The sequence below is a fragment of the Roseomonas sp. WA12 genome (assembly GCF_054165765.1).
The window spans coordinates 340,355-364,271 of record NZ_JBSTUI010000002.1; the positions used below are offsets into that span (position 1 = coordinate 340,355).

General features: G+C 69.8%; 24 protein-coding genes. 9 read left to right on the forward strand and 15 right to left on the reverse strand.

Annotated features, from left to right (window positions below):
* Positions 1–124: 124 nt before the first annotated feature.
* Complete coding sequence (locus ACVBD7_RS24095; protein WP_458098032.1) at positions 125–2,374, reverse strand: endonuclease/exonuclease/phosphatase family protein; 2,250 nt, start codon at positions 2,372–2,374, stop codon at positions 125–127.
* A 168-nt stretch (positions 2,375–2,542) separates the two neighbouring features.
* Between ACVBD7_RS24095 and ACVBD7_RS24100 the strand changes: the two genes are divergently transcribed.
* Positions 2,543–2,782, forward strand: a complete 240-nt coding sequence (locus tag ACVBD7_RS24100) for a hypothetical protein (protein ID WP_458098033.1) — start codon at positions 2,543–2,545, stop codon at positions 2,780–2,782.
* A gap of 31 nt (positions 2,783–2,813) precedes the next feature.
* Here ACVBD7_RS24100 and ACVBD7_RS24105 read toward each other — a convergent pair whose 3' ends face one another.
* Both ACVBD7_RS24105 and ACVBD7_RS24110 read right to left on the reverse strand, forming a co-directional pair.
* The gene (locus ACVBD7_RS24105; RefSeq protein WP_458098034.1) at positions 2,814–3,485 is read right to left on the reverse strand and encodes a hypothetical protein; all 672 of its coding nucleotides are present in this window, start codon (positions 3,483–3,485) and stop codon (positions 2,814–2,816) included.
* Between the two features lie 71 nt (positions 3,486–3,556).
* A complete protein-coding gene (locus tag ACVBD7_RS24110) occupies positions 3,557–4,324 on the reverse strand; it encodes a tetratricopeptide repeat protein (RefSeq protein ID WP_458098035.1) in 768 nt (255 codons plus the stop codon).
* Between the two features lie 146 nt (positions 4,325–4,470).
* Here ACVBD7_RS24110 and ACVBD7_RS24115 point away from each other — a divergent pair, with 146 nt between their 5' ends.
* Positions 4,471–4,791 (forward strand): hypothetical protein, encoded by a 321-nt coding sequence (locus tag ACVBD7_RS24115; RefSeq protein WP_458098036.1) that lies wholly within the window; start codon positions 4,471–4,473, stop codon positions 4,789–4,791.
* 122 nt (positions 4,792–4,913) lie between these two features.
* On the opposite strand, the gene ACVBD7_RS24120 is transcribed toward ACVBD7_RS24115, so the two are convergent.
* Genes ACVBD7_RS24120 through ACVBD7_RS24135 form a run of 4 tightly spaced genes read right to left on the reverse strand, consistent with a single transcriptional unit; the run spans position 4,914 to position 8,597 of the window.
* Positions 4,914–6,080, reverse strand: a complete 1,167-nt coding sequence (locus ACVBD7_RS24120) for an acyl-CoA dehydrogenase family protein (protein ID WP_458098037.1) — start codon at positions 6,078–6,080, stop codon at positions 4,914–4,916.
* Positions 6,065–7,207 (reverse strand): CaiB/BaiF CoA transferase family protein, encoded by a 1,143-nt coding sequence (locus tag ACVBD7_RS24125; RefSeq protein ID WP_458098038.1) that lies wholly within the window; start codon positions 7,205–7,207, stop codon positions 6,065–6,067. Before ACVBD7_RS24125 ends, ACVBD7_RS24120 begins: the two co-directional genes overlap by 16 nt.
* 5 nt (positions 7,208–7,212) lie before the next feature.
* Positions 7,213–8,181: a Bug family tripartite tricarboxylate transporter substrate binding protein gene (locus tag ACVBD7_RS24130; protein WP_458098039.1), complete on the reverse strand. Its 969-nt coding sequence runs from the start codon at positions 8,179–8,181 to the stop codon at positions 7,213–7,215.
* Positions 8,181–8,597 carry a cupin domain-containing protein gene (locus tag ACVBD7_RS24135; RefSeq protein ID WP_458098040.1) on the reverse strand — a complete coding sequence of 139 codons (417 nt, stop codon included), beginning with the start codon at positions 8,595–8,597 and terminating at the stop codon, positions 8,181–8,183. Before ACVBD7_RS24135 ends, ACVBD7_RS24130 begins: the two co-directional genes overlap by 1 nt.
* Before the next feature lie 120 nt (positions 8,598–8,717).
* Between ACVBD7_RS24135 and ACVBD7_RS24140 the strand changes: the two genes are divergently transcribed.
* Positions 8,718–9,617, forward strand: a complete 900-nt coding sequence (locus tag ACVBD7_RS24140) for a LysR family transcriptional regulator (protein ID WP_458098041.1) — start codon at positions 8,718–8,720, stop codon at positions 9,615–9,617.
* Here ACVBD7_RS24140 and ACVBD7_RS24145 read toward each other — a convergent pair.
* Together ACVBD7_RS24145 and ACVBD7_RS24150 are read right to left on the reverse strand one after the other, a co-directional pair.
* The gene (locus tag ACVBD7_RS24145; RefSeq protein ID WP_458098042.1) at positions 9,614–10,867 is read right to left on the reverse strand and encodes an ABC transporter substrate-binding protein; all 1,254 of its coding nucleotides are present in this window, start codon (positions 10,865–10,867) and stop codon (positions 9,614–9,616) included. The two genes, ACVBD7_RS24140 and ACVBD7_RS24145, sit on opposite strands and share 4 nt — an antisense overlap.
* 142 nt (positions 10,868–11,009) lie before the next feature.
* Positions 11,010–11,777 carry an SDR family NAD(P)-dependent oxidoreductase gene (locus tag ACVBD7_RS24150; protein WP_458098043.1) on the reverse strand — a complete coding sequence of 256 codons (768 nt, stop codon included), beginning with the start codon at positions 11,775–11,777 and terminating at the stop codon, positions 11,010–11,012.
* A gap of 135 nt (positions 11,778–11,912) precedes the next feature.
* Between ACVBD7_RS24150 and ACVBD7_RS24155 the strand changes: the two genes are divergently transcribed.
* The 6 genes from ACVBD7_RS24155 (at position 11,913) to ACVBD7_RS24180 (ending at position 18,058) form a co-directional block, all read left to right on the forward strand.
* Positions 11,913–12,791, forward strand: coding sequence for an IclR family transcriptional regulator (locus ACVBD7_RS24155; RefSeq protein ID WP_458098044.1), 879 nt, complete (start codon positions 11,913–11,915; stop codon positions 12,789–12,791).
* Positions 12,792–13,263: 472 nt separating this feature from the next.
* The gene (locus ACVBD7_RS24160) at positions 13,264–14,226 is read left to right on the forward strand and encodes a Bug family tripartite tricarboxylate transporter substrate binding protein (RefSeq protein ID WP_458098045.1); all 963 of its coding nucleotides are present in this window, start codon (positions 13,264–13,266) and stop codon (positions 14,224–14,226) included.
* Between the two features lie 10 nt (positions 14,227–14,236).
* Positions 14,237–15,034 (forward strand): HpcH/HpaI aldolase family protein, encoded by a 798-nt coding sequence (locus tag ACVBD7_RS24165; protein WP_458098046.1) that lies wholly within the window; start codon positions 14,237–14,239, stop codon positions 15,032–15,034.
* Complete coding sequence (locus ACVBD7_RS24170) at positions 15,031–16,125, forward strand: Ldh family oxidoreductase (protein WP_458098047.1); 1,095 nt, start codon at positions 15,031–15,033, stop codon at positions 16,123–16,125. Before ACVBD7_RS24165 ends, ACVBD7_RS24170 begins: the two co-directional genes overlap by 4 nt.
* Before the next feature lie 32 nt (positions 16,126–16,157).
* The gene (locus tag ACVBD7_RS24175; protein ID WP_458098048.1) at positions 16,158–17,129 is read left to right on the forward strand and encodes a Bug family tripartite tricarboxylate transporter substrate binding protein; all 972 of its coding nucleotides are present in this window, start codon (positions 16,158–16,160) and stop codon (positions 17,127–17,129) included.
* A 2-nt stretch (positions 17,130–17,131) separates the two neighbouring features.
* Complete coding sequence (locus ACVBD7_RS24180) at positions 17,132–18,058, forward strand: SMP-30/gluconolactonase/LRE family protein (RefSeq protein WP_458098049.1); 927 nt, start codon at positions 17,132–17,134, stop codon at positions 18,056–18,058.
* An 11-nt stretch (positions 18,059–18,069) separates the two neighbouring features.
* On the opposite strand, the gene ACVBD7_RS24185 is transcribed toward ACVBD7_RS24180, so the two are convergent.
* From ACVBD7_RS24185 to ACVBD7_RS24210, 6 genes are all read right to left on the reverse strand, one after another.
* Positions 18,070–19,062 (reverse strand): Bug family tripartite tricarboxylate transporter substrate binding protein, encoded by a 993-nt coding sequence (locus ACVBD7_RS24185; RefSeq protein WP_458098050.1) that lies wholly within the window; start codon positions 19,060–19,062, stop codon positions 18,070–18,072.
* Positions 19,059–20,069 (reverse strand): Bug family tripartite tricarboxylate transporter substrate binding protein, encoded by a 1,011-nt coding sequence (locus ACVBD7_RS24190; protein WP_458098051.1) that lies wholly within the window; start codon positions 20,067–20,069, stop codon positions 19,059–19,061. The genes ACVBD7_RS24185 and ACVBD7_RS24190 overlap by 4 nt, the downstream gene beginning before the upstream one ends.
* 55 nt (positions 20,070–20,124) lie before the next feature.
* Complete coding sequence (locus ACVBD7_RS24195) at positions 20,125–20,943, reverse strand: class II aldolase/adducin family protein (RefSeq protein WP_458098052.1); 819 nt, start codon at positions 20,941–20,943, stop codon at positions 20,125–20,127.
* A 106-nt stretch (positions 20,944–21,049) separates the two neighbouring features.
* The gene (locus ACVBD7_RS24200) at positions 21,050–21,961 is read right to left on the reverse strand and encodes a LysR family transcriptional regulator (protein WP_458098053.1); all 912 of its coding nucleotides are present in this window, start codon (positions 21,959–21,961) and stop codon (positions 21,050–21,052) included.
* Positions 21,962–22,059: 98 nt separating this feature from the next.
* Positions 22,060–22,926, reverse strand: a complete 867-nt coding sequence (locus tag ACVBD7_RS24205; protein WP_458098054.1) for an amidohydrolase family protein — start codon at positions 22,924–22,926, stop codon at positions 22,060–22,062.
* 5 nt (positions 22,927–22,931) lie between these two features.
* On the reverse strand, positions 22,932–23,915 hold the full coding sequence (locus tag ACVBD7_RS24210; RefSeq protein ID WP_458098055.1) for a tripartite tricarboxylate transporter substrate binding protein: 984 nt from the start codon (positions 23,913–23,915) through the stop codon (positions 22,932–22,934).
* Positions 23,916–23,917 lie beyond the last annotated feature (2 nt).

The window sequence follows — 23,917 nt, forward strand, 5'->3', positions numbered from 1 at the left end:
GCGCCCTGCGACGGGGACCGGCAGGGATTGCTCGTCCTCCATGACAGCCCGGACGGCCGTCGGCTGGACGAGACACGCTATTGGGCTGACTGGCACCCTTTCGCCTGATCCTAACTTGCGCCAGCTACCGGAGGGCGATGGTCGTCACCGGAATGCCGTGATCGCTGCGCGTGCGCGGCTGTCCCCTTACCGTCGGCCCCCTTGGCTCGAGCGGAGGAAGGTCGTCCCAGAAGTTTCGGTCAGCGATATGGTCGTTGAAGATGCGGGTCTGGCGGACGTCGGCAATGCGACCGCTTCCCTCGACGAAGTGCTGGCTCAGCATGATCTGGTCGAGCACCTCGTACCGGCCGTCGAAGAGGTGGCTGTAGCTCACGTCCCGCAGGCTGTTCTGCTCCTGGAGGTCGTGGACGCTGAAGAGGCCAAAATGGGCGCGCGGCTCCTCGCCGCGAGGCGCGAGACGGGGCTCGCCGCCGATGACGCGCGTCGTGACGGCGCCGACGTCGTCGTTGAGGTCGCCGAAGAGAATGACCGGCATCGGGGGCCGCCCTGGAGTGCCCTGGAGGATGTCCAGGACCATGGCCCGCAGTGCCGTCGACTCGGCCGCCCGGATGACGAGCGAGCGGGTCTTCGCGAGGGCCTGGAGCCTCGGGTCGCGCTGCATCTCCTCGGTCTCGCTGTCGAGAAACTTGCCGCGCTTGGACTTGAGGTGAGCGACAAGGACCGCGACCTTCACGCCGGGCCGAAGCTCGACGACGGCGTGGATGACGGGTCGCTCGAATCGCCGGACGCCGAGTCCCGTGGTGTCAAGCTCGCCGCCGACACGCCCAAGCGGAATCGTGAACTCGATCCCCGGGGGGAACTCCGCGACGGAAGCGACCTCCGCGGGCAGGTGCGTGACCAGCGCCACGTTAGGCCCGGTGAACTCCTGCGACCCATCAGGCCTGGGGCGCCCGTTCGAGTTCGCCTCGTATCCCGGGGTGTGAACCTTGCACCCCCGGCTCGACAGGTAGCGGGACCGGGCCACGGCAGCCTCAAGCGCGTCGGAGCTGAATACCTCCTGGAAGCCGACGAGGTCGCAGCGGCCCTCATCCAGGATGCGGCCGATCCAGGCGATCTTCTCGGCGTACTCGCCCGGCGCCATCGGCAGGTCATCCCGTTCGGCGTAGCGGGCATCCGGGTGCAGAAGGTTCTCGGCGTTGAAGGTGGCGAGCCGAAGTGTTGTCGGCCGCGCGGCGGCCTTCTCATGCCCGAGCGCCCCCTCGGGCAGGACGGTGGGTGCGGTCCGCTCTGCGGGCGTGCCCGGACAGGCCTCGCGCGGGCCGGAGTCGTCGCTCTGGTCATAGGCCAGCGGCGCCGCTGTCTGGGCCAACCCTGCCCCTACCAGGAGCCTCGCCTGCTGCCCCTCGTCAGGCCGATCGGCGAGGAAGGAAACTGCCGTCGCCACGTCGTCGGTGTACAGGACGTAGCGGCGGTAATCCGCGTCATCCTCGCCCTTCACAAAGAGCGCCCGGAGCAGCGGGTCGACAGGCATGGTCTCCTTCCAGAACTCCGTACCGATAAAGACCATCGGGCTGAACCGATTGCCGACCGTCCGGTAGTAGTTCTGGGCTGCGTCCTGGAAGACCTCCTGCAGGGTGCCCGCCTTTCCCTCCGCATAGACGATCCCGGCCCCGGCGAGCGCGAGTAGGCCGTCCTCGCGGATGCTGTTCTGAAAGTACTTCGCGACGTGGGTCGCGAGCGGGGAGTAGGGCTCATGCCCGTAGTGCCAAGTCGGGACCGCCAAGCTCTGGCCCGGGTCCTCGATTGAGCGACGAAGCTGGAAGGCAGGCGTCCACCACGCGGCGAGTTCCGCCAGCTTCGCCCCATCGATAACGCCTGTCTCACTGACGATGCCCCGCGTGTCCGTCGGCATCGCAGGCTTCACCGCGAGGCCGCCGATCGCCTCTTCGACGGAGGTCGCGTCATGGTTCGCCAGCAGCGCCCCGAGGTGGGTCGCCTCCATCGCGCCAGGGCCCCCGCCGCTGGCTAGGAGGAACCCGCGCCGGGAAAGGGCGTGCGAAAGGAGGGCGATCCGTCGGTAGGCTGCGGAATCACGGGGGAGCTTGTGGCCTCCCATGATGGCCACAACCCGCTGTTCGCCGCGGAGGTGGGCGACCAGCGCCTGCGAGATGCTGTTGTCGTGCAGCGCCTGCAGCATGCTCGCGAGCGAGTCCTGCGGCGCCGCACCGCCCTGCATCACGAAGTGCCGGTAGGTCCTGAAATCGAGCGTTTCAGCGAAGCTCGCGGGCCGCGCCGGGTCGAACCCGGCGGACAGCTCCTCGGCCGTGTAGAGGCTACCCCGAAATGGGGTGAAGGGCGTGTCGGCCAGGCTCATGCGGCTTCCCGCTGCATCGGTTCCTTAGGACGCTAGCGGCCACCTGCGGCACTGGCTACCGCCATCCGTCGCAAAGTGGCCGGGCCGCGAGGGGAAAAGCGACAAATGCGTAAAGATGCCGTTGCGGGTCCACGCAGACCCGAATACACGGCCGCGGGAAGGTTCGGCGTGAGGTTCGACGAGCGAGACGCGCCGGGTTGGCGGACCGTAGGTGACGTCCACGCGTCGCTGCTGCGGCTGCTGCCGGAGCCTTGTCCGCGTCCGGAGGAGGCCTGGGACCGCTTAGCCAGCGTGATCGCGGCCGAGACTGGTGTCGACCCGCAGCATGTCGGGCCGGAAACGCTGCTCCTCGCCCTTCCCCTATGGGACCTGGTCGGACGGTGGCTGAAGAGACTGATCCGGCGCTGACCCGATCGGCCGCGCAAACCCCGGCAGGGAGTCAGCCCACCGATCGCCACTGAAGCCAGAGGAAGATGCAGAGTCCGAGGAGCACGCCGCCTTGGCCGGCGAGCCCGCGCAGGGCCGGACGAGCCGCCCGCGCCATTGTCAGGGCGAGGAGGGCGGCTGCGGGGACGCCGATGGCGACGAGCGTGGCGCTCGGGCCCGTGCCCAGCATCGCGTCCGAGAAGGCCTCTAGCAGGAGCCCCGACCCAACCGCGCCCACGGCGGAGGCCAGGAGGAGCGGAGCCGCGCGCTGCGGGCCGTGCAGGGCAGCCAGGGCGACGCCCACGGGGGCAAGGGCTAGGGTGTGGAGGAAAGCGGGGGCGGGCCGGGTGACCGGGTCCGGCACCCCCGCCTTCAGCGACTGGAAAGCTCCATCTTCGAAAGGGACGTGGCGCCAGATGTTCACCCCCGCCGTGGCGGACGCGAGCACGGCCGCCAGAGGCCAGACGACCACCCAGCCGCAGGCCGGGGTGAGTGCCACGCCGACGAGGCCGAATGCCAGGAGCGGCACGCCGAGCGGGTTAAGAGCGGGGTTCATCGGCCCGCCGAGGAGCAGCGGCGTGTTGGTCAGGTCGCAGCCGAACCACAGGGCGAAAAGGCCTGCCAGCGCGGCGAGGAGGCGCACCACCAACTTGGCCTCGTCCACCTCCGGTAGGGGCACCGTCATGCGGGCGAGGCGCGCGTGTGGCCAGGGTGCCGGTGGTGCACGCCCGTTGAGTCCGGGCCGCGCCGCCGAACCTAGCTTCGCCCGGCCCGGCGCAAGTTGTTGCGCGCCTCGGCCACGCCACCCTCGGCGGCAAGGCGCCACAGCCGCGTCGCCTCGTTCATGTCGCGCCGCAGCCCACCTCGTCCTTCCGCGTAGAGCTTGCCGAGGTTGTTCTGCGCCTGGGCGTTGCCCCCATCCGCCGCCAAGCGCCACAGGCGGACGGCCTCCACCTCGTTCCGCCGCAGCCCACCGCGGCCGGCCAGGAGGAAAGTGCCGAGGCTCGCCTGACCCGCAGGGTAGGCCTGATCCGCCGCCAGCCGGTACAGCCGCGCGGCCTCCCGGTCGTCGCGCCCGAGCCCACCCTCGCCGTTTTCGTACATGACACCAAGGTTCACCTGGGCCAGCGGGTAACCCTCGTCCGCTGCCGCGCGGTACAGGCGGGCAGCGGTCCTGGCATCGCCAGCCTTATCTGCCGCTCGGGCGGCGAAGGCCACGAAGCGCACCTCGCTCGGAGCCTCCTCCATGACGCGGGCGCAGGCGGCGCGGGCAGCGGGCCAGCGCATGTCGGGGAGGCTCACCCCGTCCACGAGCGCCGGCAGGTTACCCATGGCGGCCCGGGTGGGCTGCGCCAGTCGGTCGCACTCGGTGATCCCCGCCGGAACCTCCGCCGAGGTTCCTGCCGGCCCAAGACCACTCTTCTGATCCGACCCGTCGGTGGCGGCGCGGGTCGGCGATCCCGCGAGAGCCGCGAGGAGCAGGAGCGTCCCCCATGCGGCCGCGCGGCCGGTGATTTTGAACATGGCTCATCCTCTTCCGGCGCGTTTTCCTCGCCCATCCCTCGTCTCAACGTGAGTCGGCTTGTCCGGTTCAACCGTCCAGCACCGTGCGCGTCAGACGGCGGGGCATTGGAGCGCCGTCGCGGATAGGAAACGACTGTAGAAGGCGCATGCCAAGACGCCTCTTCACCCTCGTGAGCGGCCATAAAAGCGACTGGCGTGAGTTCACCTGCTACGGCGTGATCTGGGTCGAAACCGACGATGGAAGGATAGCTGCCCATCGGCTGCTTTCTTCTAACCGCGGCCCGAAAGCGGAAATGCCACTTTCGGCCATTTCCCACTTCGCGCTCACAAACATTGATGTCCTGGAAGGGCCGGGTCTGGAAACAATCTCCCTGGCGATGGCTACCGTTGGGCGAGGTGGAAGTGGTGTTGGCCCAGGTGCGGGGTACGATGACACCCGTCCTGTCGAGAACCGCTCGTTCTCATGACCGCTCAGACCGCGAGCGCGGTGAAGAACCGGACTACCAGGGTCGTCCGGTGGTGGATGGCGGGCCTGGGACGGCGACGAAGCCACCCTCAGAGCCATCCGCCCGAATTCTTCAGCAGCCTGCTAATAAGAGCGTGGGAGCCCGAGCACCTTCTCGGCGATGAAGCACAGGATCAGCTGCGGGCTGACCGGCGCTAGGCGCGGGATCATCACCTCCCGCATGTATCGCTCGACGTGGTACTCCTTGGCGTAACCAAAGCCGCCATGGGTCATCACAGCCTGCTGGCAGGCTGCGAAGCCGGCCTCGGCGGCGAGGAACTTCGCCGTGTTTGCCTCGGCACCGCAGGGCAGGCCCTGATCGTAGCGCCAGGCCGCCTGCATTACGCTCAGACGCGCCGAATCCAGTCGCATCCAGCACTCGGCAAGCGGATGCTGGATGCCCTGGTTCTGTCCGATGGGCCGGCCGAACACCACGCGCTCCTTCGCATAGCGCGCGGCGCGGTCGATCGCGACGAAGCCCAGGCCCAGCGCCTCTGCGGCGATCAGGATACGCTCGGGGTTCAGCCCGTGCAGGATGTACTCGAAGCCGCGTCCCTCCTCGCCGATCCGGTCGCCTTCCGGCACCTCCAGATTGTCGAAGAAGACCTGGTTCGAATCCACGGCCTTGCGGCCCATCTTCTCGATCGGGCGCACCTCGATCCGGGATCGGTCGAGATCGGTGTAGAACAGTGACAGGCCCTCAGTGGGTTTGCGTACCTCCTCAAGCGGGGTGGTGCGCGCGAGGATGAGGATCTTCTCGGCGACGCCGGCGGTGGAAATCCACACCTTCTGCCCGTTCACCAGGTAGCGGTCGGCACGTCGCTCCGCGCGGGTGCGAAGGCGGGTGGTGTCGAGCCCCGTGTTCGGCTCCGTCACCGCGAAGCAGGCGCGCTCCCTGCCCGCGATGAGGGGCGGCAGCATGCGACGGCGCTGCTCGTCCGTACCGAAGACCACCACGGGCTGCAGGCCGAAGATGTTCATATGCACGGCCGACGCCCCGCTCATCCCCGCACCGGATTGCGAGATGGCCTGCATCATGATCGCGGCTTCAGTGATACCGAGCCCCGCCCCGCCGTACTCCTCGGGCATGCAGATGCCGAGCCAGCCGTCGGCCGCGAGCGCCTGGTGCAGCTCGCCCGGGAACTCGCCGGTATGGTCGCGCTCCAGCCAGTAGTCGTCGCCGAAGCGCGTGCAGATGCGGGAGACGGCATCGCGCACGGCCTCCTGCTCGGGGGTCAGTGCGAAGTCCATGTAACCACCTCGTCGTCGCCGTCCGGCAGCTCCGGCGGCGGTTGCAGGGCCGGGCGGACCCCACCGGCCCAGCTGCCGACGGCGGCGGTGGACCGCAGGGTGCCGCCCTCCGGCAGGGGCGCCTCCCGCCAGAATCCGACGGCCTGGAGATGCGGGTCCTCCAGCAACGCCCGCACCCCGTTCACCGGCGCGGCCGGGATGTCGAGGGAGCAGAGAAGCTCCATCCAATCCGCCGTTTTGCGCTCCGCCAGGATGGCTCCGACCAGCCCGTAGGCATGACCGAAATTCGCGGCGCGCGCAGAGTGGTCGCGCAGCCGCGGGTCGGCGTCCAGCTCGGCCACCCGTCCCACGGCACGGAAGAAGCGCCGCCAGTGGGCGTCATTGTAGAGCAGCACGGCGATGTGGCCGTCCCGTGTGCGGTAAGGGCGGCGCTCCGGCGTCATCAACCGGGGATAGTGCGGGTCGCCGCGCGGTGGCTCGAAGCTCAGGCCGCCCAGATGGTCGCCGAGCACGAATTCGGCGAAGGTCTCGAACATCGGCACCTCGATCTCGGCCGCCTCGCCACCACGCTCGCGGGCCAGCAGCGCGGCCGTCACGGCCTGGGCGAGCTGGATGCCAACCACGCGGTCGCTCAGCGTAAGCGGCACGTAGCGCGGCTCTCCGTCCGGCGAGACCCGGCCCATGATCTCCGCCAGCCCACTCGCCGCCTGGATAAGGTCGTCATAGGCGGGGCGCGCGGCATAGGGGCCACCCGAACCGTAGCCGACCGCACTGGCGACGATCAGACGCGGATTCACCCCGCGCAAGGTCTCCTGCCGGAGGCCCAGCCGCGCGGCCGCTTCAGGGCGCATGTTGTGCAGAAGCACATCCGCGCCGCTCGCCAGCCGCCGCAGCGCGGCCTGGCCCTCTTCCGACTTCAGGTCCAGCGCCACGGCGCGCTTCCCGCGGTTGAGATGGGCGAACATCGCGCCGCCCTGCCCGGCACGGCGCAGCACGTCACCCTCGGGAGGCTCGACTTTCAGCACCTCCGCGCCCTGATCGGCCAGCAGGCGCGCCGCGTAGGGACCCATCACCACCGAGGAGCAGTCGAGCACGCGGATGCCGGCGAGCGGCCCCTTCCCGGACATGCCGCTCACTCCTTCGGGATGCCCGCGGCCTCGACCAGATCCCGCCAGACCACGAGCTGCTGACGCACGAAATCCCCGAGTTCTCCGGGCGTCCCGGAGAAGGCGTCGAAGCCGATCTCGGCGAAGCGCTGCTTCACCTCCGGGCGGCCGATCGGACCGCGGATGGCGGCGTTCAGTGCCTCGATCACCGGGGCGGGCGTGCGCGCCGGCGCGAAGACGCCGTTCCAGGAGGTGATGTCGAAGCCCGGCAAGGCGGCCTCAGACAGCGACGGCGCTTCGGGCATGAGGCTCGACCGCTCCTTCGTCGTCATGCCGAGGTTGCGCAGCTTGCCGCCGCGCAGGTTTCCCAGGCCCGCGGCGATGTCCACGAACATGCAGTCCACCCGGCCGGCGATAACGTCGGTGATGGCCGGCGGCGTGGAGCGGTAGGGCACGTGCAGCATCTCCGTGCCGGCCATGCGCGCCATGGTTGCGCCCGCGACGATGCCCGTGCTGTTGCCGCTGGCGTAGGTCATCTGCCCCCGCCGCTGCCGCGCTAGGTCGAGGAAGCCCTTCGCGTCCCTCGCGGGCGAGCTCTCGCCAACCACCAGCATGAACGGCAGATTGCCCACACGGGCGACCGGGGCGAAATCGGCGACCGGGTCGTAATCGATATGCCTCAGCAGCGCCGGGTTGGCGGAGTGCGTGGTGTTGGTGGTGACGAAGATGGTGTGTCCGTCCGGCTCAGCCCGCGCGACATAGCTCGCGGCGATCGCACCGTTGGCGCCGGCACGGTTGTCCACCACGATACTGGCGCCGCCGAGCTCCGCGCTCATGACCTGGGCCAGGATGCGCGCCCCGGCATCCGTGCCGCTGCCGGCGGTGAAGGGCACCACCATCGTGATGGGCCGGCTGGGCCGCCAGCCGCCCTGGGCCTGGGCGGAGCGGATGGCAGGGGCGGCGAGCGCAGCCATGAGAAGGAGACGACGCCGCATCACGCATGCACTCCCGAGCGCCGGATCACCTTGGCGGGATCCTCGCCATAGGGTGGCGCATAGATCACCATGAGCTTCAGCGGCGCCTCACTGATCACCGTGACGACATGCTCCTCCCCGATCGGGAAGAAGCAGAAGTCGCCGGGGCCGACCTCGCGGCTCTCGCCGCCGATCTCCACCCGCGCGCGGCCCTCCATGATGAAGCAGGTCTGCTCCAGTGTCGGGTGCGCATGGGGCAGCGCGCCGTTGCCGCGCTCGATCGTGCCGATCAGCACCTCCATCTGCGTCGCGCCCACTGTCTCGGGCGCGATCACGCGGCGGTTGCTCGTGCCGGTATGGTTCGCAGGGCTGTAAGGGGTGACATCCTCGGCGCGCAGGAAGTAGCGGCGCGCCGCGGGAGGCGGTGCTTGTGACATCCTGGATCGGTCCTCTCGCGGGGCCCGGTCCTCCGGGCTCTCCAATGGCTTGCGGGCAAACTGGAAAGCTCCAAACGATAAGGCAATTGAATTTTTTTTCTCTTCCAATAAGGAAGCTTTATGGACGTCACGCTGAAGGGGCTGCGCGCCTTCCTCGCCATCGCGCGCCACGGCTCCTTCACCAGGGCTGCCGCGCTGCTGAACGTGACCCAGCCCGCCCTGACCGTGCAGATCCGCCAGCTCGAGACCGCCCTCGGGCTGCGTCTGCTCGACCGCACGCCGCAAGGGGTGGAACCGACGGCGGCCGGGGCGGAGCTTGCGCGGGTGCTGGCGGTTCAGCTCCGCGACCTCGACCATACCTTGGAGAACGTGCGGGACCTCGCCACCCGCCGGCGGGGCACGGTGCGGCTGGCAGCCCTGCCCTCGGTTGCATCGGGTCCCCTGCCCCGCGCCATGCTGCGGCTGCGCGAGCGTCACCCCGAGCTGCGCGTTCAGCTGCAGGAGGCGGTGACAGGCCGGGTGCACGAGATGGTGCGGGCCGACATGGTGGATATCGGCATTGCCAGCGGCCCGGCGCCGGGCCCGGACCTCGCACAGGAACCGCTGCTCCAGGACCGCCTGCTCGCCATCCTTCCGGCCAGCCATCCCCTGGCCGCCGCGCCCCGAATCCGGCTCGAGGCGCTCGCCGGGGAACCCCTGTTGCTGCTGGAGGCCAACACCTCCGTCTGGCGGGTGCTGGACGACGCCTTCGCGGCGCGCGGCCTTCGCCTCGCGCCGCTACAGCAGGCCGTGCACACCAGCACGCTCATCGGCATGGCGCAGGCCGGCCTCGGCATCGCCTTGCTGCCCTCCACCGCCGTTGAGCTCCGAATGGCGCCGGAGCTTGCACGGCGGCCGCTCGAGCCCGACCTGGTCCGCCAGGTGGTGGTGATCCGCCGGGCTGGACGCTCCCTCTCCCCCGCGGCGGAGGCCCTCGTCGAGGCGCTGCGCGAGGGTGAGGAAGCGGACCTCGCGCCCTAGTTGATCACCAGCGCACAACCGCCCTCGGCGAGCGGCCGGAAGGCCTGATCGGCCGGTGTCGTGCCGACGAGCTTCAGGAGGTCCCACGGGCCGGTGCTCTCCGAAGGCTTCTTTGCCTCCCACAGATACATCGGATGGATCTTGCGCCCGTCAGCGCGCACGCTCCCCCGACCGAAGCAGTCATCCTCCGTGGGCAGGCGCTTCATGGCCGCGACAACCTCCCGCCCATCCGCCTTCGCCCTGACGACGCCGAGCTCCGCCACCGCCTTGAGGTAGTGCAGCGTGGCCGAGTATGCGGCCGCGTGATCCATGTTCGGCATGTTTCCGCTGGTCAGGCGCGGCTTCAGCCTCTCGGTGAAGGCGCGGGTGCGGTCGTTCAGGTCCCAGTAGAAACTCTCGCTGATCGTCAGGCCCTGCGCCGTCTCCAGGCCGAGCGCCTTGATGTCCTGAATGAAGGCCACCAGGGCCGCGGGGCGGATGCCGGCGCGTGCCAGCCCGAACTCGGCCGCCTGCTTCACGCAGTTCAGCGTATCCGCCCCGGCATTGGCGAAGGCCACCACATTGGCGCGCCGGGCCCGTGCCTGGACGAGGTAGGAGGAGAAGTCGGTCGTGCCCGGGAAGGGATGCACCACGGAGCCCACGACCTGCCCGCCGCCCGCCTCCACGATCCGCGTCGCATCAGCCTGCATCGACTTGCCGAAGGCGTAGTCGGCGGTGACGAAAAACCAGCGGTTTCCGCCGGAATTCAGGAGCGAGCGCGCGGTGGAGTTGGCGTTGGACCAGGTGTCGTAAGGCCAGTGGATCGTGTTGGCGTTGCACGACCTGCCGGTGAGGTCCGAGGAGGCGGCGCCGGTGTTCAGGTGAACCTTGTTCCGCTCCGTCACCAAGCCGCCCGCTGCGAGTGCGATCGCGGAGCTGCCGACATCCAGGATCATGTCCACGTCGCCGCGGTCGAACCATTCCCGGATGATGCCGACGCCGACATCCGGCCGGTGCTGATGGTCGGACAGCAGTACCTCCACGCGGATGCCCTTCTCGGCGGCGCCGAAATCGGCGATCGCCTGGCGCGCGCAGATGGCGCCCGTCTCTCCCGTGATGTCCTTGTAAGGTCCGGACAGATCGGTGAGGAACCCGATGCGGATCGTCGTCGGTTGCTGGGCGCCGGCGCGCGTCGCGGCACCCCCTGCAATCAGCGCCGCCCCTGCCCCAAGGGCAAGCCGCCGTCCGATCCCGGGCTGTCTCGTTGTCATCTTTCTGTCTCCTCCATGTTGTGCATTTTGTTGGGACCGCAGCGGGACGGTGCCGGGAGGAGCGGAGGCGGCGGGTCCTCAACCCTTCGCGGCGCGTGATGCCCGGGGCGGTCCGGCCAGGGCACCCTGCGTCGTCACGGGATCATCGGCAGGTGTAGCCACCATCCACGGGCAGTGCGACGCCCGTGACGTATCCGGATTCGTCGGAGGCGAGCCAGAGCGCGGCCTGGGCCACATCCTCCGCATGGCCGAAGCGGCCGAGCGGGATGGCGGTCAGGTATTTCTGGCCGTTCGCGTCCCGCTCCGTCGGATCGCCGCTACGGCCGATGAAGCCGTTCATCATCGGCGTCTCGGTGAGTCCGGGGCAGAGCACGTTCACCCGTATCCGGTCAGGCGCCAGGCTGAGAGCGAGCGACTTGCCGAGGCCGACCACCGCGAACTTCGCGGTGGAATAGACCGGGCTCATCATCGACCCCACGAGGCCGGAGACGGAGGAGGTGAAAATCAGCGAGCCGCCGCCGCGCTGGCGCATGTGCTTCGCCACTTCGCCCGCAGCCAATACGGCGGAGGTGACGTTGAGCGTCATCGCGAACTCGTACTGCGCCAGATCCAGGTCCTCGACAGAGGCCGGGCCGGGAATACCGGCATGAGCCCAGAGGATGTCGATGCCGCCGAGGGCCTCTGCAGCCTGGTTGATGCTGCCGCGTGCGCCCGCCTCGGTCGCGAGATCGGCCTGCACCGGCACCACCTCGCCGTTCGGCCCGAGGTCGCTTACGAGGGCAGCCAGCGCCTCGGCGTTGATGTCCACCGCAGCAACCCTCGCGCCCTCTCTCACGAACCGCTCCACGCCCGCGCGCCCCATCCCAGAGGCCGCGGCCGTGATGACCGCCAGCTTACCGCTCAGTCGCATGCCGTTTTCCTTCCCTGGAATGGTCGCTCCCTTCGCGTGTCGGAATCCCGGGCATGGCCCGGCGCGACAGGAACCGCCTGGCATTGGTGATGCCTGAAACCGCCGCATTCTTAATCTTGAATTCAGAATACCTGTATGAGAATTTCGGTCAACGACAAGCGACAGCTGCCAAGACGCCGGCCGGCTGCAGCATGCGGCGTCGCCGGCTTTCGGATCATCCAGCAGCAGAGTCGGCCGTTCTCTGTCAGACGCAGCGAGGCGCGCAGCACGATGTATGTAAGACAGGCCGCGAACGCGCTGGAGATCCTGGAGTATTTCGCGCGGCGCCTTCGCCCGGCGACGCCCGCCGAAATCGCGGATGATCTCGCCTGGCCGAGGTCGAGCACCTTCAACCTCGTCACTACGCTGGCCACGAAAGGTTATCTTTACGAACAGCCCGGGCGCATCGGCTACTATCCCAGCCCACGCTGGCTCTCTCTCGCCGAGTTGGTGGCGGGGGCGGATCCACTTCCCCCGGAGTTGCAGCGTCTCGTGCATGCCGTCTCCCGGGAAAGTGGCGAGACGACGCTGATCGCGACCGCGGCGGGCACGGATGCCGTCTTCCTCTACGTCGAGCAGTCTAGGCAGCCGGTGCGCTACTTCGCCCAGGTCGGGGATCGAGTGCCTATTCATGCCAGCTCCGCTGGACGGGCGCTTATCGCACAGGCGACGCCCAATGAACGCCAGAAGCTCTATCGCCGAATTGCGTTCGAGGCGCATTCGCCGACCACCCCCATGACGCCCGCGTCAGTAGAGGCTGCCATTGCCGAGGCTGAAGAGCGTGGCTTTCACCAGAGCCATGCCGAGTACACGCCGGACCTGGCCGGCGTCGCTCTTGCCATCTCCGGTCAGCCGCGCCGGCTATCGATCCTGGTCGTCGGACCTGTGTCCCGCTGTCTTGAGCGCCGTCCCCTGACAGCGGCCCTGCTGCGGAGACATCTGGCTCTGTTGCCGGAGGTAGACGGTCCGGGCTGAGGCTGCGGCTGTAATACAGCTAAATCGCATGCTGAAAGACCTCGGTCACGTACCAGAAGCCGCGGAAGGGACTGGGCGAGGTCGTCATACCAAGGTCGCTGCCACTGCCCGACTAGGCTGCCAACCTGATAAGGTCATGTTCAGGCCCTAGTAGCCCTCGGCGCCGGCCTAATCGACCCAGGTTACCTGGCTATGCCCGGGTGCCGCCCCCAGACTGAGAGCTGATCGCCCCCGTTCCAGTCGGTGATGGTCGACCAAGTGGTCCCGCCACACGCGGTTCAGCCGTTTTCCTGAAGCCGGGTCAGCGCTCGGAGCAGAAGGCACACAGACACGAAAGCTCAAGGCGGGCCGAACTGCATGGTCATAGACGCCGTGAATGTCCGACGGCCTTCTTTCAATTGGACCTCGCCGTGCGGAGATCGCCAGCATCCGCCGACGCCGGTAGCCCGAAGAGGCCGGCCGGAGGAAACGGATGCAGCGCAGGACCTTCGGGCTGGGATTGATCGCCCTCTCCCTTCCCACCATCGCCCGAGCGCAGGATCCCTGGCCCGTCCGCACCGCCCGGCTGATTGTGCCGCAGGCGCCGGGGAGCCCGATCGAGATTCCCACCCGCCTCGTCGCGGACCATCTCTCGCGCGCCCTCTCCGCCACCTTCATCGTGGAGAGCCGGCCGGGTGCCGGCGGCGGCATCGGCTCGCAATACGTAGCGCAGCAGCCGCCCGACGGCGCCACCTTCCTCGCCACCTCCGCCGGCATCTCCATCATCCCCACGCTGCAGCCGAATCTCGGCTTCGACCCCCGGCGCGACGTGGATCCGGTGAGCCTGCTCTGCGACGTGCCATCGGGTCTTCTCGTTCGCACGGAATCCCCCTTCGCCTCCCTGACCGGGCTGCTGGAGCATGCGAGGGCCCATCCCGGGCGGCTCACCTATGCCTCGGGCGGCGTCGGCTCGGCCAATCATCTCGCCGGCGCGCTCTTCTGCGCCATGGCCGGGGTAGAGATGACGCATGTGCCCTATCGCGGCGTCAGCCAAGCTGTCACGGCCGTCTATTCCGGCGACATCTCCCTCATCTTCGGTTCCACGCTGGAACTCATGCAGCATGTTCGCCAGGGCCGCGCGCGCATCCTCGGCGTCACCATGCCGCGTCGCGTGCCCGCCCTGCCGGATGTGCCGGCCATCTCCGAGATCGTGCCCGGCTACGCCGCGCCGAACTGGTTCTGCCTCATGGCCCCCAGGGGCCTGCCCCCTGCCCTCCTTGCCCGCCTCAGCACCGCCCTCGCCCCGCTCCGGGACGCGCCAGACTTCCAGGCCCGCATGGCCGAAGGCGCCGCCACAGCGCGGATGGATGGCCCCGGCCCGCTCGCGGCGCGGTTGGCCGAGGAGGTGCCGAAATGGCGTGACCTCGTGCTCCAGACCGGCATCCGGCCGGATTGAGGAACTGCCGATGCAACCCCGCCTGACCAATCCGGTGAAGGAGAAGCTGCGCGCGGGTCAACCCGTGCTCGGCATCAGCGTGCGCATGGTGCGTTCCGCCGACATCGCACGCATCGCGCGCGGCAGCGGCCACGACTTCCTGTTCATCGACACCCAGCATGCGGTCTTCGACCTGGAGACGATCATCCACATCGCCCAGGCAGCGGAGGCCATCGGCATTGCGCCGCTGGTGCGGGTGCGCGGGGTGGAGGACCCCGATGTCTCCCTCCTGCTCGACAACGGCGTGACCGGCATCGTCTTTCCCGACATCTCGACCGTGGAGCAGGCACGGCGGGCAGTGGAGATCACGCGCTTCCCGCCGCTCGGGCGGCGCTCGGTCGCGGGTGGCTACGCGCAGTTCGACTTCCGTCCCGTTCCCCTGCCGGAGGCGACCGCGCAGCTGAACGACAGCACCCTGCTGGTGTTGATGATCGAGACGGTGGAGGGGCAGGAGAATGCGGAGGCCATCGCGGGCGTGCCGGGCATCGACGTCCTCCATGTCGGCACAAACGACCTCCTGGTCACCCTCGGCAAACCCGGACAGTTCGATGGCCCTGAAGCAGTCGCGGCACAGGACCGCGTTATAGCGGCCGCCCGCGCCAACGGCATCGCCGCAGGGTGCGGCGGCAACCGCGATGTCGCGCGCCAGGTCGACGCAATCCGCCGCGGCGCGCTGTTCCTGACCACGCAGACGGATATCGCGCTGCTCAACGCCGCGGCCACGAGCTGGGCCGCCGGTATTCGGGCCGCGCTGGAGGAGAAGGCTTGAGCGAAGGACTGCAGGTTTCGGCGGAGACCATCCGCGCCCAGGTCACCGCCGTGCTGACCGCCTGGGGAATGGACCCGGCCGCGATCCGCACCACCGCCGAAGTGATGGTGGAGACGGATCTGGCCGGGGTGGACAGCCACGGCATCTCGATGCTGATGGACTACGATGCCTCCCGCCGGAAGGGGAAGCTGAACCTTCAGGCGCGCCCACGCATCATACGGGAAAATGCTGTCACGGCGCTGGTGGATGCGGAGGCGGGGCTCGGTCATCCCGCGGCGGTGATGGGGATGGAGCTGGCCATCGCCAAGGCGCGCGCGATGGGAGTGGGTGTCGTCACCGTGCGGAACTCCCATCATTTCGGCGCCGCGGGCTACTACGCGGCGCTGGCGCCGGCCCATGGGCTGATCGGCATGGTCACCAGCGCCACGCGCACCATCAGCATGGTGCCCACCCGTTCGCGCGCGCCGCTGCTCGGCACCAACCCGCTCGCCTTCTGCGCGCCCGCCGGGCGCAACCGCGCCTTCCGGCTGGACATGGCGACCACCACCACCGCGAACAACAAGGTGCGTGTCTATGGGCTGAACGGGCGGAGCTTGCCGCCGGGATGGGCGGTGGACGGGGACGGAGCGCCTGTGACCGACCCTGCCGAGGCGAGGCGCCTGGTGGCCGAGGGCCGCGAGGGCGGGCTGACGCCGCTGGGCGGGATGCCGGAGATGGCCTCCCACAAGGGCTATGGGCTGGCGATGATGGTTCATATCCTCGGCGGCACCCTTTCCGGCGCCTCCTTCTCACCGATCCGCGTGAGGACGCAGCGGCCGGACGACCCCGACAACCTCGGCCATTTCTTCATGGCCATCGATCCCGACTCTTTCCGTGAGGAGGGCGAGTTCGAGGCCGATCTGGACGATGCGCTGGACGTGCTGCGCGCCGCCCCACCCGCGGATCCGGCGCTGCCCGTCCTCGTTCCGGGCGACCCCGAGGCGGCATCGCGCGAGCGGCGGCTGCGAGACGGCGTGCCGATGCCGCGCAGCCTGGCCGACCAGCTCCGCGCGGTCTGCGAAGGATGCGGCGCGCCCTATCTGCTGGAATAGGCCGCCCCACGCGACATGGGAGGACAGAGAGGATGACCAGCGCCATTTCCCGCCGGGGCCTGCTGGCGGGTGCCCTCGCGGCCGAGCCAGCTACGGCGCAGACGGAGGCCTCCCAGCCCCTGCGCCTCATCGTCACGGCGGCGGCGGGGGGCTCGACAGATGTCGTCGCTCGCATCGTCGCGCCGGGCATGTCCGAGGCGCTGGGGGGACGCCCCGTGCTGGTGGAGAATCGCGGCGGGGCCGGCGGGGTGATCGGGGCAGAGGCGGTGGCCACCGCCGCGCCGGACGGCGCCACGCTCGGCTTCTTCACCGTCACCGCGGCCGTGCTGAACGCCTTCCTGCACCGGAACCTTCGCTTCGAGACGGCGAAGGCCTTCGCGCCCGTCTCGCTGGTCATCACCATGCCGATGCTGGTGACGGTGGGGAACCATGTGCCGGCTCGCAGCCTTGAGGAGTTCGTGGCCCTGATGAAGGAACGGCCAGGGCGCCTGACCTATGGCTCCTCCGGCCCCGGCTCGATCAACCATCTGGGCGGGCTGATGCTGTGCAATCGCACGGGATGCCGCGCGGAGCACATCCCCTACCGCGGCGCCGGCCCCGCCATCGCCTTCATGATCTCGGGGGATACGGATTTCCTGGTGGAGGGCATCGCCTCTCAGGCGCCCTTCGCGCAACAGGGCGCCATTCGCGCCATCGCCGTCACCTCGCCGCAGCGCAGCTCATTGCTTCCCGATGTGCCGACCGTGATCGAGCAGGGCGTGCCCGGCTTCGAGATCCTCAACTGGATGGGCGTCTTCGCGCCCGCCGCCACCCCCGCCCCGACCATCGCGCGGCTGGAGGCGGCCAGCCGCGCCGCCGTCTCGGACCCCGCCGGGGCGCACCGCCTGCGCGAGGCCGGCACCGAGCCCGTCGGCTCCTCGTCCGAGGAATTGCGGCACTTCTGGGAGGGGCAGCTCCGCCTCTGGGGGCCGGTGGTGGCGGAATCCGGCGTATCCCTGGGATGAGCATGCCGCCGAGCCTTTTCGCCCCGCCGCAGCTCGTCCGGGCGGAGGTCTTCGCCACCCTGCCGGACCACTTCCGCAGGCAGGCCAGCCCCGAGCGCGCCGCCTCGGGCCGTGGCGTGCCCGCGCGGGGCTGCTTCCTCGAGGGTCCGTCCTTCGACCGCGAGGGCAACCTCTATGTCACGGACATTCCCTTCGGCCGCGTCTTTCGCATCTCACCGGCGGGCGACTGGACGCTCGTCGCCGAGTATGACGGCGAGCCGAACGGGCTGAAGATCCATCGGGACGGGCGCATCTTCATTGCCGACTACCGCCAGGGCATCCTGCTGCTCGACCCCGCCAGCGGCCGCGTCACCCCGCTGCTGGAGGGATACAAGGCGGAGCGCTTCAAGGGGGTGAACGACCTCGTCTTCGCCCGCAACGGCGACCTCTACTTCACCGATCAGGGCCAGACCGGGCTGCAGGACCCGACGGGCCGCGTTTATCGCCTGCGCGCGGCGGATGGCCGGCTGGAGCGCCTGGCCGACAACCTGCCCAGCCCCAATGGCCTCGTGCTGAACGGGGCCGAGAGCATCCTCCATGTGGCCGTCACCCGCGCCAATGCGGTGTGGCGCCTGCCGCTGCTGCCGGATGGCTCGGTGCTCCGCATGGGGCTCTTCCTCCAGCTCTCGGGCGGGCGCGGGCCGGACGGGCTGGCGATGGACGAGGAGGACGGGCTGGCGGTGGCACACCCCGACATGGGCGCGGTCTGGGTCTTCGACCATCGCGGCGAGCCGCGCTGGCGCATCCAGTCCCCGGGTAGCGATGTGGTGACGAACCTCGCCTATGGCGGGCCGGGGAACCGCGTGCTGCATATCGTGGATTCCATCGCCGGCCAGATCCACCGGGCGGAGCTGCCCGTGCCGGGGCGGGGCATGTTCTCCCACGGCTGATTCCGCGGCCGCTACTCGATGGTGATGCCCGCTTCCCGCACCAGCCGGCCCATTGCCTCGCGCCGCTCGCGCACGAAGCCGGCGAAGCTGTCGGGGTCGCTGCCCACCGGCACCGCGCCGATGGCGGCGAAGCGGTCCCGCACCATCGGCGTGTCCAGCGCGTGGCGCACGCCGACATGCAGCCGCTCCACGATGCGGCGCGGGGTGCCGGGCGGGGCGAACATGCCGTTCCACTCATCCACCACCACCCCGGGCAGCCCGGCTTCCGCCATGGTGGGCACATCCGGCAGGGCGCTCACCCGACTCTCTGAGGCGACGGCGAGGGCCCGGAGGCGGCCGTCGAGGATGAGCTGCGTGGCGGAGTTCACCGTGGCCATGGCGAAGGCCACATTCCCCGCCAGAACATCCTGCATCGCGGCCGAGCCGCCGCGATAGGGCACATGCGCCATCTCCAGCCCGGTCTGGCGCAGGAACAGCACGCTGGCTAGATGCGAGCCCGTGGCATTGCCCGAGGAACCATAAGAGAGCTGCCCCGCGCGCGCCCTGGCATGGGCGATGAAGCCCGCCATGTCCGTGGCGGGAAGCCGTGGGCTGGCGATCATCACCTGCGGCAGCAGCGTCACCTGCGTCACCGGAACGAAGACGGCGTAGTCGAAGGAGAGACCGCGCAGCAGGAAGGGGTTCACCACATGGCCCAGCGCGTCCACCAGCACCGTCTGGCCGTCCGGCGCGGAGCGCGCCACCTCCGCCGCGCCGATGGAGCCGCCGCCGCCGCCGCGATTCTCCACCAATACGGGCTGGCCGAGATACTCGCCCAGGGCCGGGCCGATCACCCGAGCGGTGGTGTCGGTTCCGCCCCCGGGCGCATAGGGCGAGACGATCCGCACCGGGCCGGTGGGGAAGGCACGCTCCTGGGCCAGGGCCGCGCCGGTGGCCAGCGCGCCCGCCCCGGCCAGCAGCGCCCTGCGCGCGAGGCGGGCGCCCGGTTCCCCCGCGCCTCTCATTCCGGCCTCAGCCCGGCGATCTCGACGGCCCGCCGCGCCTTGGCCAGCTCGCCCTGCAGGAAGGCGGAGACGCCGAGGGTGGTGAGCTCCGGGCCGGTTGGCGGCTCGTTGCCGAGGGCAGCGAGGCGGGCGAGCACATCGGGATCCGACGCGGCGGCGGTGATGGCGGATTGCAGCGCGCGCAGGGCCTCGGCCGGCGTGCCGGCGGGCGCGAAGAGGCCGACGAAGGAGGTGGCCACGAAGCCCTGCACGCCCTGCTCGATGAAGGTGGCCACCTCCGGCACCTGCGGCGAGCGCTTCGGCGCGGCGACGCCAAGAATGCGGCCGCGCCCTTCCCGGTGCAGGTCCAGCACGCTCGCCAGCTCGGTGAGGATGCCGTCCACATTCCCCGCGATGAAGTCGGGCAGGGTGTTGCCGCCGCCGCGATAGGGCACATGGATGAGGTTGGCGCCGGTCGCGGCCTTGAACAGCTCCAGCGGCAGGTGGTTGGCGCCGCCGGTGCCGGAGGTGCCGATCGTGATGCCGCCCTGCTTCTGCCTGGAGAGGGAGACGAGTTCGGTGAGATTCCGCGCGGGCAGGTCGGGGCGGATTATGATCACCATGGGCGCTTGGCCGAGCAGGGCCACAGGCACCAGATCCGCCATCGCGTCGTAGCGCGGCGCGGCCATCAGCAACGGGCCGTTCACGATGGAGCCGGGGCTGCCGATCAGCAGCGTGTAGCCATCCGGCCGCGAACGCACCACCGCCTCGGTCCCGATCGCCCCCGTCGCCCCGCTGCGGTTCTCCACCACCACGGGCTGGCCGAGGCGCGCGCTGATCTGCGCCGCGAAGAGGCGCGCCGTGACGTCGCTGTTGCCGCCCGCGGCGAAGGGCACGATGAAGCGGATCGGGCGGTTCGGCCAGGGCGCTCCCGGCGTCGTGGTCTGCGCCCGAACGCCATGCGCCTGCACCGTGAGGCCCGCGGCGAGCGCGAGCACCCCTCGCCGGCCGATCCCCGGTTCGCCCATCCCCGTTCCCTCCTCCGCGGCGCCCGCTCTCGCGGCGGGCTCGCCCTGCGCGACGCTAGACCCAGTAGGGCGGAAAGCCCGAGGATTTCTGCTCGGCCTCCAGCAGCCGCAGCATCGCGTGCCACTCCAGCACGCCATAAGGGCGCCGCGCGCCAGGCTGGTAGAGATGCGCGGTCTTCGCCAGCACATGCTCGGAAGGCAGGGTCAGCTCCGTGCGGGCCGCCATCGCATCCACCTGCGCGCGGCAGGACATCTCGAGCTGGTACATGGTGTTGAAGGCCTGCTGCAGCGTCGCGCCGCAGGTGAGCAGCCCGTGGTTGCGCATGATCATCGCGTCATGCGGGCCGAGATCGGCCACGATCCGCTCCCGCTCCGAGAGGTCGATCGCGGGCCCCTCGTAGTCATGCGTCCCGAGATGGCCGACGAAGCGGATCGCCGTCTGGTTCAGGGGCAGCAGCCCGCATTCCATCGCGGCGACCGCCATCCCCGCGCGCGTGTGGGTATGGAGCACCGCGGCCACGTCCGGACGCGCCTTGTGGATGGCGCCATGGATCACGTAGCCGGACTTGTTGATCCCGTAATCCGTGTCCGGCTTCCAGAGGATGTTCCCCTCCACATCGATCCTGGCCAGGCTGGTCGCCGTGATCTCCCTGTAGAGCAGCCCGTAGAGGTTGATCAGAAGGTGGTCCGTGCCGGGTATGCGCAGTGTGATGTGGTTGTAGATCATGTCGGTCATGCCATAAGCATCGACCAGCCTGTAGCAGGCGGCGAGATCCAGCCGCGCCTGCCACTCCTCCGGACTCACCTGGTCGCGGATCGAGGGCCAATCCGTGCCGTAACGCGGCGCCACATTGTCCACCGGCGTTCCTCCCATCCTGCTTCTTGCCGCCATTCCTTCCAGATGCGGGGCGCCGCCGTCCAATACCGAGCTTTGGGCCGCGCATAGATGCGGCTAATGGCCGGGGCTAACCACCGGCCAGCTAACCACCGGGCCGAGCGGCGGCGATGCCCTCCTCGGCCAGCGTGCTGCGCAGATGCTCGACGAAATGGCCGAGCAGCGTGGAGGCGACCATGCCGCGCGGCCGCACCAGCACGGTGTCGAAGCCGATGGGCGGATCCAGGGGGCGCACGACCAGGGTGGGAAAGGGCATGGTCCGCAGCATCAGCGGCTCCACCAGCGCCACCCCGCAGCCATGCCGGGCCAGCATGATGCCGGTCAGCGACACGCTCACCTGCACCACGATCGGCGGCGCGATCCCGGCCTGGGACAGCGCGCGATCGACATAGCCGCGGAACAGATTCTGCGGCAGGTAGGTGATCAGCGGGTACTCCGCCAGCGCCCGCACGGGGATGCAAGGCAGCCGCGCCAGCGGATGGTCCTCCGGCATCACGCATTCGAGGGAGGAGCGCACCAGCAGCTCCGTCTCCACCTGTCGGTTCACCACGGGCTCGTGCACCACGCCCAGTTCCACCTCCCGGCTGGCCACGCGGTCCACCACCTGCGGGGATGTCAGGGATTGCAGCGCCACCCGCGTGCCCGGCCGCGCGACCAGGAAGGTGGCCGCCGCCTTGGCGAGATAGCCATTGGCGATGGGAAACGCGGCTGCGACCGAGAGCGTGCCCAGCCGCCCGCCCGCCAGGTCCTGCGCCAGCCGCTCCACCGCGGCGAGGCGGCTGAACACCGCCTCGACATCGGGCAGCATGGCCTGCGCCTCCGGCGTCGGCTGCAGCCGCCCGCCGATGCGGTTGAACAGCGGGAAGCGGAGCTGCGCCTCGCAATGCTTCAGCACGGTGCTGACGGAGGGCTGGGTGACGTTCAGCAGCCGCGCCGCGCCCGTGACCGAGCCGGTGCGCATGATCGCGTGAAACACCTCAAACTGGCGCAGGTTCATCCGCTGTCCGTCTTGTCCTCCGCGCGCCGCCGGCAACCGCGCTGGCGAGAGTGGCGGATTCCCCGGGAGAGCGCCAAGGGCGGTGCCGCCAGACCCCCTCACCCCGCCGCAGAGAAGCCGTAAAGCGCGGCCGGGTTCGCGGCCAGCGCCCTGGCCAGCACCGCTTCGTAGCCGATCCAGCCCGCGAGCCGCTCCAGGGCACGCCGGTCGTCGATCGGCTCGAAGGGCTCGATGGTGCCGGCATCCCCGCTCCGCGTCCGTGCGGTGTGCGGCCAGTCGCTGCCCCAGAGCAGCCGCTCCGGCGCCTCGCGTGCCAGCGCGGCGACGAGATTCGCCAGCACCGGCGCGTCCTCGGGCTCCGGCACCACACGCTGCGGAGCGGAGAGCTTCACATGCATCCCATCCGTGCCCACCAGTTGCAGAAGGCCCGCGCCCGCCTCCTCCAGCGTCGTGGAACCGCGCCCGACCAGGCCGAAATGGTCCAGCACCACCGGCAGCCCCGCGCGTTGCAGCACGGGCCGCAGCGCTGCGATCACCCCATGCGCGGCGAAGACCTGCAGGTGCCAGCCGCTGCCGCGCAGCCGGCCAGCAAAGGCCTCCACCTCGGCCTGGGCCCGGCGCGTGTCGTCCATCCCGGATGTGTGCAGATTCAGTCGCACGCCGCGCGCGCCCTGCGCGTGCAGCGCGGCCAGCTCGGCATCCCCGATGCCGGGATCCAGCACCAGCACGGCCCGCGCGCGGGCGCCGAGCTGACGCACCGCGTCCAGGGTGCAGCGGTTGTCCGTGCCGTAGACGCTGGGCTGCACCACCACCACGCGGTCAAGCCGGTGGGTGTCCAGGAAGGCGCGCAGATCGGCCACATCGGCCCGCCCCGGCGTGTAGTTGCGCGCGGGGTCGAAGGGGAAGGTGGCGGGGTCGCCGAAGGCGTGGGTGTGGCAGTCCGTGCTGCCGGCGGGAAGGATCATCGACGCTACTCCAATGTAGCGCCGGAGGCCTGCACCACCGGGCCCCATGTGGCGATCTGGCGGTCCCAGAACGCCGTGAACTCGGCCGGGCGGGAGCCGACGGGATCGAGGCCGAGATCCACCATACGCTGACGGCAACCGGGCTCCGTCACGGCCTGCACGGCAGCATCGGCCAGCCGCTCGACGATCGGCGCGGGCGTGCCGGACGGCGCGAAGACACCGTGCCAAATATACGTCTCATAACCCGGCACCCCGGCCTCCGCGACCGTCGGCACCTCCGGCAGCAACGGGGCGCGCGCGGTGGTGGTGACGCCCAGCGCGCGAAACCGGCCGTCGCGCACATAGGGCAGCAGCGCGGGGATGACATTGACCATGAAGTCGATCTGCCCGGCCATCATGTCGTTGATGGCCGGCCCCTCGCCGCGATAGGGCACATGAGTCGCCTCCACCCCCGCCATGCGGGCGAAGAGCGCGGCGGAGAGGTGCAGGATCGTACCCGGGCCGGAGGTGCCGTAGCTGTAGCCGCCGGGCTTCGCCTTCATCAACGCGATGAACTCGCCCACCGTGCGCGCTGGGATGTCGGCGCGGATGGCCAGCACGTTCGGGCTCATCGCCACCTGGCTGACCGCCACGAAATCCCGCCGCGCATCGTAGGGCAGGTTGCGGTAGAGAAACCCGTTCAGCACCGCCGAGGAGACGGTGTGCAGCGCGATGGTGTAGCCATCCGGCGGTGATTTCGCGACCGCGTCCGTGCCGATGGTGCCGCCCGCGCCGCCGCGATTTTCCACGACAACGGGTTGGCCCAGCGCGGGCGTCATGCAGCCCGCAACCAGCCGCGCCACGATGTCCGCCGTGCCCGCGGCCGCGAAGGGCACGACCATGCGGATCGGCCGCGTGGGAAAGGGCGCGGACTGCGCGAGGGCGGGCGCGTGAGCGGCGGCGCAGCCCAGCGCAGCGCCCAGTCCGGCAATGGTGAGCAGGCGCCACATGG

What these genes read in the sequence shown, in the direction of transcription:
- ACVBD7_RS24210 (WP_458098055.1), bottom strand. Translation starts at nt 23,915, where the DNA reads ATGTGGCGCCTGCTCACCATTGCCGGACTGGGCGCTGCGCTGGGCTGC.
- ACVBD7_RS24145 (WP_458098042.1), bottom strand. Translation starts at nt 10,867, where the DNA reads ATGACAACGAGACAGCCCGGGATCGGACGGCGGCTTGCCCTTGGGGCA.
- ACVBD7_RS24205 (WP_458098054.1), bottom strand. Translation starts at nt 22,926, where the DNA reads ATGATCCTTCCCGCCGGCAGCACGGACTGCCACACCCACGCCTTCGGC.
- ACVBD7_RS24130 (WP_458098039.1), bottom strand. Translation starts at nt 8,181, where the DNA reads ATGCGGCGTCGTCTCCTTCTCATGGCTGCGCTCGCCGCCCCTGCCATC.
- ACVBD7_RS24175 (WP_458098048.1), top strand. Translation starts at nt 16,158, where the DNA reads ATGACCAGCGCCATTTCCCGCCGGGGCCTGCTGGCGGGTGCCCTCGCG.
- ACVBD7_RS24200 (WP_458098053.1), bottom strand. Translation starts at nt 21,961, where the DNA reads ATGAACCTGCGCCAGTTTGAGGTGTTTCACGCGATCATGCGCACCGGC.
- ACVBD7_RS24095 (WP_458098032.1), bottom strand. Translation starts at nt 2,374, where the DNA reads ATGAGCCTGGCCGACACGCCCTTCACCCCATTTCGGGGTAGCCTCTAC.
- ACVBD7_RS24150 (WP_458098043.1), bottom strand. Translation starts at nt 11,777, where the DNA reads ATGCGACTGAGCGGTAAGCTGGCGGTCATCACGGCCGCGGCCTCTGGG.
- ACVBD7_RS24165 (WP_458098046.1), top strand. Translation starts at nt 14,237, where the DNA reads ATGCAACCCCGCCTGACCAATCCGGTGAAGGAGAAGCTGCGCGCGGGT.
- ACVBD7_RS24125 (WP_458098038.1), bottom strand. Translation starts at nt 7,207, where the DNA reads ATGTCCGGGAAGGGGCCGCTCGCCGGCATCCGCGTGCTCGACTGCTCC.
- ACVBD7_RS24135 (WP_458098040.1), bottom strand. Translation starts at nt 8,597, where the DNA reads ATGTCACAAGCACCGCCTCCCGCGGCGCGCCGCTACTTCCTGCGCGCC.
- ACVBD7_RS24155 (WP_458098044.1), top strand. Translation starts at nt 11,913, where the DNA reads ATGAGAATTTCGGTCAACGACAAGCGACAGCTGCCAAGACGCCGGCCG.
- ACVBD7_RS24195 (WP_458098052.1), bottom strand. Translation starts at nt 20,943, where the DNA reads ATGGGAGGAACGCCGGTGGACAATGTGGCGCCGCGTTACGGCACGGAT.
- ACVBD7_RS24110 (WP_458098035.1), bottom strand. Translation starts at nt 4,324, where the DNA reads ATGTTCAAAATCACCGGCCGCGCGGCCGCATGGGGGACGCTCCTGCTC.
- ACVBD7_RS24180 (WP_458098049.1), top strand. Translation starts at nt 17,132, where the DNA reads ATGCCGCCGAGCCTTTTCGCCCCGCCGCAGCTCGTCCGGGCGGAGGTC.
- ACVBD7_RS24185 (WP_458098050.1), bottom strand. Translation starts at nt 19,062, where the DNA reads ATGAGAGGCGCGGGGGAACCGGGCGCCCGCCTCGCGCGCAGGGCGCTG.
- ACVBD7_RS24105 (WP_458098034.1), bottom strand. Translation starts at nt 3,485, where the DNA reads ATGACGGTGCCCCTACCGGAGGTGGACGAGGCCAAGTTGGTGGTGCGC.
- ACVBD7_RS24120 (WP_458098037.1), bottom strand. Translation starts at nt 6,080, where the DNA reads ATGGACTTCGCACTGACCCCCGAGCAGGAGGCCGTGCGCGATGCCGTC.
- ACVBD7_RS24140 (WP_458098041.1), top strand. Translation starts at nt 8,718, where the DNA reads ATGGACGTCACGCTGAAGGGGCTGCGCGCCTTCCTCGCCATCGCGCGC.
- ACVBD7_RS24115 (WP_458098036.1), top strand. Translation starts at nt 4,471, where the DNA reads ATGCCAAGACGCCTCTTCACCCTCGTGAGCGGCCATAAAAGCGACTGG.
- ACVBD7_RS24190 (WP_458098051.1), bottom strand. Translation starts at nt 20,069, where the DNA reads ATGGGCGAACCGGGGATCGGCCGGCGAGGGGTGCTCGCGCTCGCCGCG.
- ACVBD7_RS24160 (WP_458098045.1), top strand. Translation starts at nt 13,264, where the DNA reads ATGCAGCGCAGGACCTTCGGGCTGGGATTGATCGCCCTCTCCCTTCCC.